At 64.5% G+C, this 12,258-nt stretch carries 12 protein-coding genes; 7 read left to right on the top strand and 5 right to left on the bottom strand.

The window, feature by feature from the left end; genetic code table 11:
- Positions 1-488: 488 nt before the first annotated feature.
- Together E8F20_RS01725 and E8F20_RS01720 are read right to left on the bottom strand one after the other, a co-directional pair.
- A complete protein-coding gene (locus E8F20_RS01725; RefSeq protein ID WP_280282160.1) occupies positions 489-2,576 on the bottom strand; it encodes an LTA synthase family protein in 2,088 nt (695 codons plus the stop codon).
- Positions 2,577-2,833: 257 nt separating this feature from the next.
- Positions 2,834-3,748 carry a LysR family transcriptional regulator gene (locus E8F20_RS01720; RefSeq protein WP_280282159.1) on the bottom strand — a complete coding sequence of 305 codons (915 nt, stop codon included), beginning with the start codon at positions 3,746-3,748 and terminating at the stop codon, positions 2,834-2,836.
- 174 nt (positions 3,749-3,922) lie between these two features.
- On the opposite strand from E8F20_RS01720, the gene E8F20_RS01715 reads away from it, so the two are divergent.
- The 4 genes from E8F20_RS01715 to E8F20_RS01700 all read left to right on the top strand — a co-directional run bounded on the left by E8F20_RS01715 (position 3,923) and on the right by E8F20_RS01700 (position 7,030).
- Positions 3,923-5,248, top strand: coding sequence for an MFS transporter (locus tag E8F20_RS01715; protein ID WP_348529602.1), 1,326 nt, complete (start codon positions 3,923-3,925; stop codon positions 5,246-5,248).
- Between the two features lie 81 nt (positions 5,249-5,329).
- Positions 5,330-6,058, top strand: a complete 729-nt coding sequence (locus E8F20_RS01710; RefSeq protein ID WP_280282158.1) for a class I SAM-dependent methyltransferase — start codon at positions 5,330-5,332, stop codon at positions 6,056-6,058.
- 163 nt (positions 6,059-6,221) lie between these two features.
- Positions 6,222-6,542 carry a DUF2025 family protein gene (locus E8F20_RS01705; RefSeq protein ID WP_028626455.1) on the top strand — a complete coding sequence of 107 codons (321 nt, stop codon included), beginning with the start codon at positions 6,222-6,224 and terminating at the stop codon, positions 6,540-6,542.
- A 152-nt stretch (positions 6,543-6,694) separates the two neighbouring features.
- Positions 6,695-7,030, top strand: a complete 336-nt coding sequence (locus tag E8F20_RS01700; protein ID WP_280282157.1) for a hypothetical protein — start codon at positions 6,695-6,697, stop codon at positions 7,028-7,030.
- Here the strand turns inward: E8F20_RS01700 and E8F20_RS01695 are convergent.
- Positions 7,027-8,001: a GlxA family transcriptional regulator gene (locus tag E8F20_RS01695; protein ID WP_280282156.1), complete on the bottom strand. Its 975-nt coding sequence runs from the start codon at positions 7,999-8,001 to the stop codon at positions 7,027-7,029. The genes E8F20_RS01700 and E8F20_RS01695 overlap by 4 nt on opposite strands.
- Before the next feature lie 105 nt (positions 8,002-8,106).
- Here E8F20_RS01695 and E8F20_RS01690 point away from each other — a divergent pair, with 105 nt between their 5' ends.
- Positions 8,107-8,664, top strand: a complete 558-nt coding sequence (locus E8F20_RS01690) for a cysteine hydrolase family protein (RefSeq protein ID WP_280282155.1) — start codon at positions 8,107-8,109, stop codon at positions 8,662-8,664.
- A gap of 88 nt (positions 8,665-8,752) precedes the next feature.
- Positions 8,753-9,577, top strand: coding sequence for an alpha/beta hydrolase (locus E8F20_RS01685; protein ID WP_280282154.1), 825 nt, complete (start codon positions 8,753-8,755; stop codon positions 9,575-9,577).
- Between the two features lie 63 nt (positions 9,578-9,640).
- Here the strand turns inward: E8F20_RS01685 and E8F20_RS01680 are convergent, their stop codons facing one another.
- Positions 9,641-10,522 carry a LysR family transcriptional regulator gene (locus E8F20_RS01680; protein ID WP_280282153.1) on the bottom strand — a complete coding sequence of 294 codons (882 nt, stop codon included), beginning with the start codon at positions 10,520-10,522 and terminating at the stop codon, positions 9,641-9,643.
- Positions 10,523-10,633: 111 nt separating this feature from the next.
- Here E8F20_RS01680 and E8F20_RS01675 point away from each other — a divergent pair, with 111 nt between their 5' ends.
- Positions 10,634-11,638, top strand: a complete 1,005-nt coding sequence (locus E8F20_RS01675; protein ID WP_280282152.1) for a zinc-dependent alcohol dehydrogenase family protein — start codon at positions 10,634-10,636, stop codon at positions 11,636-11,638.
- 3 nt (positions 11,639-11,641) lie between these two features.
- Here the strand turns inward: E8F20_RS01675 and E8F20_RS01670 are convergent, their stop codons facing one another.
- Positions 11,642-12,244 (bottom strand): NAD(P)-binding domain-containing protein, encoded by a 603-nt coding sequence (locus tag E8F20_RS01670; RefSeq protein ID WP_280282151.1) that lies wholly within the window; start codon positions 12,242-12,244, stop codon positions 11,642-11,644.
- Positions 12,245-12,258 lie beyond the last annotated feature (14 nt).

Below are 12,258 nucleotides of genomic sequence, written 5' to 3'. Positions count from 1 at the left end.
GGCTTGCCCCTGCATCCGGCCCCGGCTTCGCCGGGGTACCCTCCCTCCATCGTTGCTCCGCGGGCACGGCGCGAGGGGCCATCCATGGCCCCACACGCCTATCGCGGCATCCATGCCGCTCGTCCCCCTGCGCAACGATTCCGCTCGGCCTCCTGAAGGGGCGTAGTCGCTGCCCCACCTCATCTGTCCGGTATCAGCCCCGTGTGGGCTTCAGGACGACTCACGCCTTGCCGGCGCGAGTCACCCCTCTCCTCTTCAGGGGTGAAGAGGCACGCTTTCGGAAGCATTGCTTCCGGTGCCGATGAACGCCGGAGCGCAGGACGGGGGCCGGGGGTGAGGGTTGTGTCAGACCGGCGCGGAAACCTCGAAGGACTGAGCTAGAGCGCTTCACTCAAAATTGCAACAGCTAACGCAGACATGGCCAATGAATTCGCCCCCACAATGGAGTGCAAAAAGAGAAGGCCCCGCATCGAGCGGGGCCTTTTCAGTCACTGGTGCTGCTTGGCGTCCTGCACGCCGGCGGTGTTGTTCAGCAGGCTGCCGGTGGCGGTCTGCAGGAAGGCTTCGAGGTACTTCTGCAGGCGCGGGTCGCTGTCGCCGGGGATGCGTTCGGCCTTCGCGTTGGCCCCCAACTGGTACTGGTATAGGCGCGCCGGGAAGTCCTTGGGCTGTACCAGGATGCGGTCGCTGCTGACGATGGCGACGGTCTGGTCGCTGCCGGATGGCTTGATCACGCCGATGCCCGGGTCGTCGGCTGGCAGGTTGAGCAGGTCGCGGCCCCAGCACTGGTGCCGAACCTCGCCGCCCAGGCGGCCCATGATGGTGGGTACGACATCGATCTGCGTACCGACGGTGTGATTCAGGGTGCCGAACTTTTCCTGCACGCCGGGGCCGATCAACAGCAGTGGCACGTTGAAGCGGAACAGGTCCATCTCGGTAAGTTGCTTGTCGCTGCCGAAACCATGGTCGCCGACCACCACGAACAGGGTGTCCTTGAAGTAGGGCTCCTTGCGCGCCTTCTCGAAGAACTGGCCCAGGGCCCAGTCGGAGTAGCGCATGGCGGTCAGGTGTTCGTCGTGGGCGCCGTGTCCGCTGACTTTTTCCACCGGCAGTTCGGTCGGCAGGGCGTAGGGCGTGTGGTTGGAGAGGGTCTGCAACAGGGCATAGAAGGGCTTGTCGGTGGGCATCTTCGCCAGTTCGGCGGCGCCCCGGTCGAACATGTCCTGGTCGGAAACGCCCCAGGTCTTGTCCATGAACACCGGATTGACGAAGTCCTCGCGGCCGACGAAGCGGGTCATGCCCTGGTTGCTGAAGAAGCCGGACTGGTTATCCCACTGGAAGTTGCCGTTGTAGACATACAGATCGTTGTAGTCGCGGGCGCTGAGCAGTTGCGGCAGGCCGGAGAACTTGTGCGCGCCCTCGGGGGTACGCATCAGGTACTCGAAGCTGGGCAGGTTGGGGAAGCAGGCCATGGTGGCGAACATCCCCTGGTGGGTGTGGGTGCCGTTGGAGAAGAAACGGTCGAATAGCAGACCCTCCTTGGCCAGTTGGTCGAAGTACGGGGTAATGCCCTCCGGGCTGCCCATGGCGCCGACGTAGCGGCCAGCGAAGCTCTCCATGAGGATCACCACCACGTTGCGGATCGGCAGGGTGCCCTCTGCTGGCGGGGTGAAGTCACGACGGATGGCGGCCTTGTCGGCATCAACCAGATTGTCGTTTGGCGTCAGGAGCATCTGACGCACGGCCGCCAGGGCTTCATCCTCGGGCAGGGTGGCCTTCCAGGCGTTGTCGCGGTGGGAGGAGAAGCTGTTCTTGGCGGCGTCCACCAGGGTCAGGGTGCCATTCAGGCCCAACTGGTTGGCGAACATCGAGTCGGTGGTGAAGGCATCGCCCCAGCGCAGCGGCGGACCTTGGCGCAGGTGGCCGCGGGCGGCAGTCGTCGCGACCACCAGGCAGACCATGAACACAGCCACACGGGCGAACCAGGGGGCGTGATGGTGAACGGCCGGACTGCCGTGTAGGGCAGGGGATCGTGGGCGGCTCAGCAGGTCCAGGCCACGGAATATCAGGTAGAGCACCGCGGTGGCCAGGGCCCAGGCGATCAGGTAGCGACCTACCGGGAAGCCATTCCAGATCATGCTGGCAACAGTCCCCAGGTCCTCCTGCATGTACTGGAACACCAGGCTGTTCAGGCGCTGGTGGAACTCGCGATAGAAGTCCAGCTCGCTGATCCCGAGGAACAGGGTAAGGCTGGCAAAAAGAGTCAGCCAGATCCGGTGCAGGCCCCGGGCGGCCATGGCGCGGACGCTGAGCAGGGACAGCAGCAGCGGCACACAGGCGAACACTACAACCCGCAGGTCGAAGCGCAGGCCGTTGTAGAAGGCTTCGACGAAGACCGAGGCCGGGCTGTCGCCGATCTGGTCGCTGTTGTACACCAGCAGCGCCACCCGCAGCAGGCTGTACATCACCATCAGGGCGGCAGCGCTGAGCAGGGTGAAGGCGAGGTGGCTCTTGACGGTGGGACGGTCCAGGTTGAACGAGGACTGCCGGGTGGTAACGGGTTCCTGTGCGGTCATGCGATCAAGCATCCATAGGTCTACTTCAAGTCGGGGCGGCATCTCTGGAGGGAACTGCTGCCGGAGGCAAGAAGACCACCTGATGGCACATTGGTTCCAGTAAAACCCGCCGAGGCCGGCGGACTGTGCCAGACAGAATGTGAAGAAAACGTCGAATGAACGGCGATTGGTCGCGTTGTGGGGCGTGTTCAGTCGCGATGATTGCCGATCGTCGCTCCAGTAGCCGCCCAGGGAACCGAAGCTGCTCAGCGCGATGCTCAACCCTCGCGGCGTTCTCGAATGGCGGCGGCCTCGCGGGTCACCAGTTCGATGAACGACAGCGCCAGGGGCGAGCGTTCACTGCGTTTGCGTACCAGCCAGACGGCGGTGGTCGCGCCCGGGTCCAGCAGGGTGCGATAGACCACGCCGTCGACGCGGGTGCGGCGGAACGAGGCGGGCAGCACCGATACCCCAAGTCCAGCCGATACCAGGCCAATGATGGTCATGGCTTCACTGGCTTCCTGGGCGATGCGAGGCAGGAAGCCGGCATTGCGGGCGAGCTCGAGCATCTGGTCGTAGAGGCCGGTACCGAAGGTACGCGGGAAAAACACGAAGGGTTCGTCCGCCAGGGCGCCGAAAGGGATGCCGTCCTCGCTACCGATGGCCAGAGGGTGGTCGGCGCGCAGGATGGCCACCAGCGGCTCGCTGAACAGCTCCACGGCCAGCAGGTTGTCCGGCAGGTTGAGGGGGCGGATCACCCCCACCTGCAGGCTGTCGTCCAGCAGCGCCTTGACCGTCTCCGCGCTGCTGCCCTCGGTGAGCTCCAGGTGCACATCCGGATAGGCCTGACGGAAGGCGTGGATGCTGCGGGGAATGCTGGAGGTGAACGGAGCGGACGAGGTGAAGCCCACCTTCAACTCACCCAACTCGCCACGATGGGCACGGCGCGCCAGTTGTACGGCCTTGTCCACTTGCACCAGCACCTGTCGGGCCTCGTCGAGGAATCGCCGGCCGGCTTCAGTGAGTTCCACCCGCCGGTTGGTCCGCTCCAGCAGACGTGCGCCGATTTCTTCTTCCAGGGCCTGGATCTGCTGGCTGAGCGGTGGCTGGGAGATGCCCAGTTGCTCGGCGGCTCGACCGAAGTGCAGTTCCTCGGCCACGGCGATGAAATAGCGCAGATGTCTCAGTTCCATGGGGATGCCTATTGATATTTAAAACAGATTAAATGTGTCGAACAATATATTGGAGATAATATAAGCCGCCCGATATCCTTCGTCCCATAACCCCAACAACGAATATTCCCAGCCCCTGATTCAGGCGGTACGGCCTCGTTGTGCCTGCTCGCCGCAATCTTCCGAAGGTGTCCCGTGAGCAAATCCCAGGCAGTACTCAAGACCGAAGACGACCCCGCGTTTAGCGAGGCGGTGCGTGACGCAGCCAGTGAGCTGCCGGATGCCGCCGCCAACGATCCCGAACTTCCCACCTACATCCGCAAAGGCACGCCGCAGTTCATGCGCACGTCGCTGGCGCTGTTCTCCGGCGGTTTCGCCACTTTTGCCCTGCTGTACTGCATGCAACCGATGATGCCGGTACTGTCCAAGGCCTTCTCCATCACCGCTGCCCAGAGCAGCCTGGCGCTTTCGGTATCCACCGCCATGCTCGCCCTCGGCCTGCTGGTGACCGGCCCGCTGTCTGACGCCATCGGCCGCAAGCCGGTGATGGTGGTGTCGCTGATCGCCGCCGCCCTGTTCACCCTGGCCAGTGCCGTCATGCCGACCTGGGAAGGCGTGCTGGTGATGCGCGCCCTGGTCGGCCTGTCGCTGAGCGGCCTGGCCGCCGTGGCCATGACCTACCTCAGCGAGGAGATCCACCCGCATCACCTCGGTTTCTCGATGGGCCTCTACATCAGCGGCAACGCCATTGGCGGCATGAGCGGGCGCCTGATCAGCGGCGTGCTGGTGGACTTCGTCTCCTGGCACGCGGCGCTGGCTGTGCTCGGCGGCCTGGCGCTGCTGGCCGGCGTGGTGTTCTGGCGCGTGCTGCCGGAGTCAAAGCACTTCCGTCCTCAGCCGCTCAAACCGTCCACCCTGGTGGAAGGCTATCGCCTGCACTTCCGTGATGCGGGCCTGCCCTGGCTGTTCCTTACCGGGTTCCTGCTGATGGGCGCTTTCGTCACCCTGTTCAACTACATCGGCTACCGCCTGCTGGCGTCTCCCTACCAAATGACTCAAGCCGTGGTGGGCGTGCTCTCGGTGGTCTACCTGTCGGGTATCTACAGCTCGGCCTGGGTCGGTTCCCTGGCGGACAAGCTGGGCCGGCGCAAGGTGCTCTGGGCTGCCATCCTGTTGATGCTGGGGGGGCTGGTGCTGACCCTGTTCAGCCCGTTGGGGGTGATCCTGGCCGGCATGGCGATCTTTACCTTCGGCTTCTTTGGCGCGCACTCGGTGGCCAGCAGCTGGATTGGCCGCCGCGCCCAGAATGCCAAGGGCCAGGCCTCGTCGCTGTACCTGTTCAGCTACTACGTCGGTTCCAGCCTGGCCGGCACCCTTGGCGGCCTGTTCTGGCACCACTTCGGCTGGCAGGGTGTCGGCCTGTTCATCGGTGCCTTGCTGGTGGTCGCGGTGGCGGTGGCCCTGCATTTGGCACGACTGCCCGCGCTGCCGGGCAATGCGATCGTGCAGCCGGCGCACTGAGTTGGATTCAGTCCGATGGCGTTGTTGCCGTCGGGACGCTGAGCCACCAGAATCTGGGGTTTTCCCAGGGAGCCGGGGCAAATGACCCAGAACATCTACGACGACCCCGACTTCTTTGAAGGTTATGGCCAGCTTGGCCGCTCTCGCTTCGGGCTCGCCGGCGCCCCCGAATGGCCGGCGCTGCGTGCCCTGTTGCCGGAAATGCGAGATCTCCGCGTGGTGGACCTCGGCTGTGGCTACGGCTGGTTCTGCCGCTGGGCGCGGGAGAACAATGCTTCTACGGTGCTGGGGCTGGACGTATCGGAGAAGATGTTGGAGCGGGCCAGGAGCAGCTCCGAAGATCCCGCGATTTGCTATGAACGGGCCGACCTGGAGCGCCTGGTCCTGCCCGAAGGCAGCTTCGACCTTGCCTACAGTTCGCTGGCATTCCACTACGTGCAGGATCTCGCTGGGTTGTTCGCAGAGGTCTATCGCGCTCTGGTACCGGGTTCCCGCCTGGTATTTTCCATCGAGCATCCCATCTACATGGCGCCGACCAACCCGGGCTGGGTGATCGATGGCGAAGGGCGCAAGACTTGGCCGATCGATGGTTATCAGATGGAAGGCCCGCGGGTCACTGACTGGCTCGCCAAGGGTGTGATCAAGCAGCACCGTACCCTCGGCACCTTGCTCAACCTGCTGATTGGCAGCGGTTTTCGCATTGCCCATGTTGAGGAATGGGGCCCGACAGACGAAGACATCGCCGCCATGCCCGCGCTTGGGGAAGAGCGCGAACGGCCGATGATGCTGTTGGTCGCGGCAGAGCGCTGACGCCCCGGCGAAACGCCACGGGTGCGACAAAGCGCCTCCCGTGGCGCTATCCCCCAAGTTGTTCGCGGCTGGCAGAATGGCCTGCTTACCCCACCGCGCAGAGTGGGGATATTCCTGCCTTTCATGCGTGCCCCACCCGTCGATCCAACCAGGGACGTACAGCATGAGCATCACCTCCACCGACATCTGCAACGCCGCCGACGCCCTCCAGGGTTTTGTCGGCTTCAACCGCAAGCTGGGCAAGTACATCGTTCGTTTCAGCGAAGACTCGTTTGGCATGGACGTGCCCGACGACAGCATTACGCCGGCCTGCGAGTTCGTCTGGGTGGCGAAATCCGGCCAGGTGATGACGCTCAGCCGCGAATGCCTGCAGATCCTCCTGGAACAGAACATCAACGACCGCCTCAATCTGGGCGATGCGTTGCTGATTTACCTGCGCCGCACCGACCTGCCGGAAATCAGCGCCGAGCGTTTGCGGCTCTGATGCGGTAAGCGGAGCTGGCAGGCGTCCGGGGCTGGCGGACCGAACCCTTCGATGGGGGAGCGACGAGGCAAGGCATCGCGGGTCCTGCAGTGCGTGTGGTGCCGGGTGCTATAACTGAAAGCCTTGGGGGATTCACCGTGGAGGGCACCGTCATGGCACGCCTCGGAATCCTGCTATCAGTCCTGGCCGTGCCGGGCGCCTGGGCGACCGGCTATGGCGATTCCTATTACGGGGTTGGCCCCTACCTTGGTACTGCTTACTATCCCAGCCGCCCCCTGCAGCCCTACGTCTCTCCGCCGCCCCAACCCTTCGCCGACCTGCCGCCGCAAACCTTCATCGTGGTGCCGGACTATCACCAGTTTCGCGACGCCCAGTTGCCCCGCGTCAGCACAGAGAAGCCGCAGGTTCTGATCCGCACCTTCGATCCGGCGCTGGGTGTGTATCGGGATACTGAGGTGAAGGAAGGGGAAGGAGAGAGGCTGCCCTAGCTCGCACTTCTACGCCCGAACCGCCGCCGGTAATCCGTGGGCGACAGCCCGACCATCTTGTTGAACACCTTGCGGAACGCCGCCGGGTCCTGGTAGCCAACTTCCCAGGCGATCTGGTCCACAGAGCGGTTGGTCAGTTCCAGCAGCTCGCGGGCCTTGGCGGCACGAAGCTGCTGGCAGTATTCGGTGGGTCGCAGACCGGTGGCCTGCTGGAAGCGGCGCAGGAAGGTGCGCTCGCCCAGTCCGGCCTGGTCGGCCATGGCGGGGAGGCTGACGTTGCGTGCGTCCTGGCGCTGCAGCCAGTGCTGCACCTTGAGCACGGCCTCGTCCCCATGGTTGAGGCGCGGAGTGAAGCGGCGGAAGTACTGCTGGGAGTGGCGGGTCAGGTCGAGCGCCAGGAAGCGCGCGGTGTTGGCGGCAATGGTTGGCCCCAGCAGGCGGTCCACCAGGGTCAGGCCCAGGTCGGTCCAGGCCATCACGCCGCCGGCGGTGATGATGTCGCCGTCGTCCACCACCAGTTTGTCGGCATCCACTTTCACGTCCGGATAGCGCTCGGCCAGATCCTTGGCCAGGCTCCAGTGGGTGGTCATGGCGCGGCCGGCGAGCAGGCCCGTCTGCGCCAGCACGAATGCACCGGCGCACACCGAGCTCAAGGTCACGCCCTCGGCATGCTGGCGGGTGAGCCAGTTGGCGAAGGGCTGCAGGGTTGCGGTGGAGGGCAGCGAACCGATGCAAGGCAGCGCCACCACCACGGCGACACGGCTGTCGGCGTCGGGGTGGCTGTCGAGGGTGCAGCGTAACTCGCCCTCATCGCCAGCCGTCCAGTGACGCACCCGCAGCAGGGGAAGGTCGGCGTCGGTGTGCTCGGCGGCCATGCGATTGGCCACTGTGAACAGGTCGGAGAGGCCGTGGGCCGCCGCTAGCTGGGCACCGGGATAGAGCAGGAGGCCGATCTCCAGCATGGTCTTCATTGTCAGTTTTTCCTGCGAATTTGTCGGTTGCGCCGATCCCCGCCCGGCGCTGAAAGGCTCACCTTAGATCCCACGTAACCACCCCCACAACCTGAGGTGAACATCATGAGCAAGCAAGCCGTCATCGTAGTCGACATCCAGAATGACTATTTCCCCGGTGGCCTCTGGACCCTCCACGGCGCGGACGCCGCAGCCGACAAGGCCGCCCGGATCATTGCCGGTGCGCGCGAGGCAGGCGACCTGGTGGTTCATATCCGTCACGAGTTCACCAGCCCGGATGCGCCTTTCTTCCGGCCTGGCTCGGAGGGCGCACACATCCATCCGAAGGTGCTGAATGCACCGGGCGAGCCGGTGGTCCTGAAGCACTTCGTCAACTCCTTCCGCGAAACCGGACTGAAGGACATCCTCGACAGCAACGGCGTGGAGAAGGTGACGGTCGTCGGCAGCATGAGCCACATGTGCGTCGATGGCATCACCCGCGCAGCGGCCGACTATGGTTATCAGGTCACGGTGGTCCACGATGCCTGCGCCTCGCGGGACCTGGAATTCAACGGCAAGGTCATCCCCGCTGAACACGTCCATGGTGCCTTCATGGCTGCGCTGGCATTCGCCTACGCCACTGTGATTTCCACTGACGAATACCTCGCGCAGCAGGGCCAGTAACCCCGCCGCTGATGCAGTCGAGTGCAATCGAGAACCTTCCCACCAATGGGGCCCCGGACCGGGGCCCGACACCGAAGGAGTGCGCAAGATGGGCAGCATCACCACCCGAGACGGTACGCAGCTCTACTACAAGGACTGGGGCTCCGGTCAGCCCATTGTCTTCAGTCACGGCTGGCCGCTGACGTCCGATAGCTGGGAGTCGCAGATGTTCTTCCTGGCCAGCCAGGGCTACCGCGTCATCGCCCACGACCGTCGTGGTCATGGCCGCTCCAGCCAACCCTGGGACGGCAATGACATGGACACCTACGCGGACGATCTGGCCGAACTGATCGAGGCGCTGGACCTGCGCGACGCAATCCTCTTCGGCTTTTCCACCGGTGGCGGCGAAGTGGCCCGTTACATCGGCCGCCACGGTACCGGACGCTTGGCCAAGGCCGGACTGATCGCTGCCGTGCCGCCGAAAATGGTGCTGAGCGAGGACAACCCGCTGGGCACGCCGATCGAAGCCTTCGACGGCATTCGGGCCGGCTCCGTGGCTGATCGCTCGCAGCTCTACAAGGACATCGCCAGCGGCCCCTTCTACGGGTTCAACCGCCCGGGCGCCAAGGTGTCGCAGGGGTTGATCGACTCCTTCTGGATGCAAGGCATGATGGCTGGCCACAAGAGCGCCTATGACTGCATCAAGGCCTTCTCCGAGACCGACTTCCGCGAAGACCTGAAGAAATTCGACATCCCGACGCTGATCCTGCATGGCGACGACGACCAGATCGTACCGATCAAGGCCTCTGGACTGGAGTCGGCCAAACTGGTCAAGGACGCGAAGTTGCTGGTCTATCCCGGCGCTCCTCATGGCCTGACCGACACCCACAAGGAACAGGTCAATGCCGATCTGCTGGCTTTCATCACGTCCTAGGCAGGGGGCGAAGGTGTGAGGCCCAGTGCTGCGATGTCGGGCCTCGCTCCGTCCGGCCACTGATTACGCGAGTTTCTGTGCGATGAAATCCACAAAGGCCCTGACCCGCGCTGACTGCCGCCGGTTGACTGGGGACAGGGCGTGGATGGGCAAGGTTGAAGGGGTGAAGTCCTGAAGCAGGGCGATCACTCGACCGGCCGCAAGGTCGGCCATGAACAGCCAGTCCGGCGACAGCGAAATACCCAACCCGGATAGCACCATCTCCCGTATCGCCTCCGAACTGTTACTGCGCGCATTGCCGCTCACCCGCACTGACTGTGTGTGCCCGTCGCGGATGAAGGTCCAGGTGCCGGCATCCGGCAACAGGTTGAAAACCAGACAGTTGTGCTCACGCAGCGCCTCCGGCGACTGTGGTGTGCCGCGGGCTGCGAGGTAGGCGGGGGCGGCCAGTACCAGGCGCCGCATATGGCCGAGCCTGCGCGCGATCATCCCGCTGGCCGGTAGCTCGCCGATGCGCAGGCTGACATCGATGCCTTCGCTTACCAGGTCTTCGTTGCGGTCGCTGAGCTGCAAGTCGAGGCTGACCTGTGGATAACAGGTAAGAAACTCCCTGAGCACGGGGGCGATACACGTGCGGCCGAAACTCACGGACGAAGCCACCCGCAAGGGGCCCGCCACCTGTTCGCGACCGGTCTGGAAGCTGAGTTCGGCGTTATCCACTGCCGAGAGAATCTGTCGGCATTGCTCGAAGTAGCGTTGTCCCTCATCAGTGAGCGAGAGCTGGCGGGTGCTGCGAGCGATCAGCCGGCCACCCAGGGACGTCTCCAGGGCCTGCACCTGCTTGCTGATGGTTGGCTGGCTGGTGCCCAGTTCTCGCGCCACCGCCGAAAAGCTGCCGCTTTCCACTACCCGTACGAACACGGCCATTGCGTTGAGCTTGTCCATTACCGTTCCAACTCATTCTCATGTGGAATGAATGCTATGCCGTTTAGTGGTCTTCTGCGAATGAGCTGGCGGGAGAAAAATGACCTCCACTGCAACCCGGAGGCCATAGCCATGATTGTCGAAACCCGTGACCGTGCACTGTTGCTCGAAACCGTCGACGCGCCTTTCAAACTCATCCATCCGATGCGCCCGCAACCCGGCCCGGGCCAGGTGCTGGTGCGTATCCACGCCAGCGGCGTCAACCCGCTCGATACCAAGATTCGCGCCGGCAAGGGCGCCCATGCACGGCAGGCATTGCCCGCCGTGCTCGGGATGGACCTGGCCGGCGTGGTGGAGAGTGTGGGGGAGGGCGTCAGCAACTTCGCGCCGGGGGATGAGGTGTACGGCATGGCCGGAGGTATCGGCGGCAACCCGGGAACCCTTGCGGACTACCAGGCGCTGGATGCCGACCTGGTGGCGAAGAAGCCGCTCAACCTCGACATGCGCCAGGCCGCAGCGCTGCCGCTGGTGGCCATCACGGCCTGGGAAGGGCTGGTGGATCGTGCAAGGGTCGGTGCCGGGCACAAGGTTCTGGTGCATGGTGGTGCCGGTGGCGTGGGCCATGTGGCGATCCAGATCGCCCGTGCTTTCGGGGCCGAGGTCTACGCGACCGGCTCGGCAGAGAACCTGGCGGTGATCGAAGGTTTCGGTGCCATCGCCATCGACTACCGCAGTACCGCGGTGGAGGACTACGTGGCGCGTCACACTGACGGGAGAGGCTTCGACATCGTCTATGACACGGTTGGCGGCGTCACGCTGGATGCGTCGTTCCAGGCGGTACGCCACTACACCGGCCATGTGGTCAGCGCCTTGGGTTGGGGTGAGCACAAGCTGGCGCCGTTGTCGTTCCGGGGCGCCACCTATTCGGGGGTCTTCACCTTGTTGCCGCTGCTCACCGGCGAGGGCCGCAAACATCACGGCGAGATTCTGGCGAAGGTGGCATCGTTGGTCGAGGACGGCAAGCTGAAGGTCCGTCTGGACCCCCAGCGCTTCAGCCTGGAGGAGGCCCTGGACGCCTACCGGCTGGTGGCCAGCGGTGACGCCAAGGGCAAGGTGGTGGTGGACCTCGTCGGCTGATCGTCAGCCGAATCGCACCAGGTTGAGGGCTGGCAGGGGGCCGCCAGGGAACTGCACCAGGCGGCCGCCCATGGCCAGTGCACCGAGGTCGATTCCGAAGAACCCCAGGCGCTCGATCAGCCCACCCACGTCAACCTTGGCCCGAGCGTCGTCGCCCGAATAGAACAGCACGCGGCGACCGCCTTCGCTGGCCGGATTGCCCGATATCAGCTGCGGCTGCAGGTGGTTGAAGGCCTTCACCACGCGGGCGCCGGGTACCAGGTCGGTGAACACCTCGCTGGACAGCCGGCCGTGCAGTTCCGCCGGCTTGAACAGCGGCGCCTCGATAGGGTTGTTGGCGTCGATCACGATGCGCCCGGTGAAGTCTGGCAGGCCTGCCAGGGCGGTAGGCAGCTTCGACCAGTTAACCGCCACCAGCACGATGTCCTGCGCGGCTGCCTGCTCGCGGGTACCGGCCTTGATGGTCGGGCCGAGATCGCGGACGAGTTCCGCCAGGGATTCCGGACCGCGGCTGTTGGCGATTACCGCTTCGATCCCCTGACGGGCCAGGGCTTTGGCGAAGGCTGCGCCGATGGCGCCTGCACCGATGATTCCAATGCTTTTCATGCGTGTTCTCCGGA

The sequence above is a fragment of the Pseudomonas sp. BN415 genome (assembly GCF_029871195.1).
GTDB classification, from domain to species: domain Bacteria; phylum Pseudomonadota; class Gammaproteobacteria; order Pseudomonadales; family Pseudomonadaceae; genus Metapseudomonas; species Metapseudomonas resinovorans.
The sequence above is the reverse complement of the archived record's forward strand: the minus strand, read 5'-3'. Positions and strand labels throughout refer to the sequence as shown.

Bases quoted from the DNA above. Each gene is read 5' to 3' on its own strand.
- E8F20_RS01680 (WP_280282153.1), bottom strand. From the start codon at position 10,522: ATGGACAAGCTCAACGCAATGGCCGTGTTCGTACGGGTAGTGGAAAGC.
- E8F20_RS01705 (WP_028626455.1), top strand. From the start codon at position 6,222: ATGAGCATCACCTCCACCGACATCTGCAACGCCGCCGACGCCCTCCAG.
- E8F20_RS01720 (WP_280282159.1), bottom strand. From the start codon at position 3,748: ATGGAACTGAGACATCTGCGCTATTTCATCGCCGTGGCCGAGGAACTG.
- E8F20_RS01670 (WP_280282151.1), bottom strand. From the start codon at position 12,244: ATGAAAAGCATTGGAATCATCGGTGCAGGCGCCATCGGCGCAGCCTTC.
- E8F20_RS01695 (WP_280282156.1), bottom strand. From the start codon at position 8,001: ATGAAGACCATGCTGGAGATCGGCCTCCTGCTCTATCCCGGTGCCCAG.
- E8F20_RS01685 (WP_280282154.1), top strand. From the start codon at position 8,753: ATGGGCAGCATCACCACCCGAGACGGTACGCAGCTCTACTACAAGGAC.
- E8F20_RS01725 (WP_280282160.1), bottom strand. From the start codon at position 2,576: ATGACCGCACAGGAACCCGTTACCACCCGGCAGTCCTCGTTCAACCTG.
- E8F20_RS01690 (WP_280282155.1), top strand. From the start codon at position 8,107: ATGAGCAAGCAAGCCGTCATCGTAGTCGACATCCAGAATGACTATTTC.
- E8F20_RS01675 (WP_280282152.1), top strand. From the start codon at position 10,634: ATGATTGTCGAAACCCGTGACCGTGCACTGTTGCTCGAAACCGTCGAC.
- E8F20_RS01700 (WP_280282157.1), top strand. From the start codon at position 6,695: ATGGCACGCCTCGGAATCCTGCTATCAGTCCTGGCCGTGCCGGGCGCC.
- E8F20_RS01710 (WP_280282158.1), top strand. From the start codon at position 5,330: ATGACCCAGAACATCTACGACGACCCCGACTTCTTTGAAGGTTATGGC.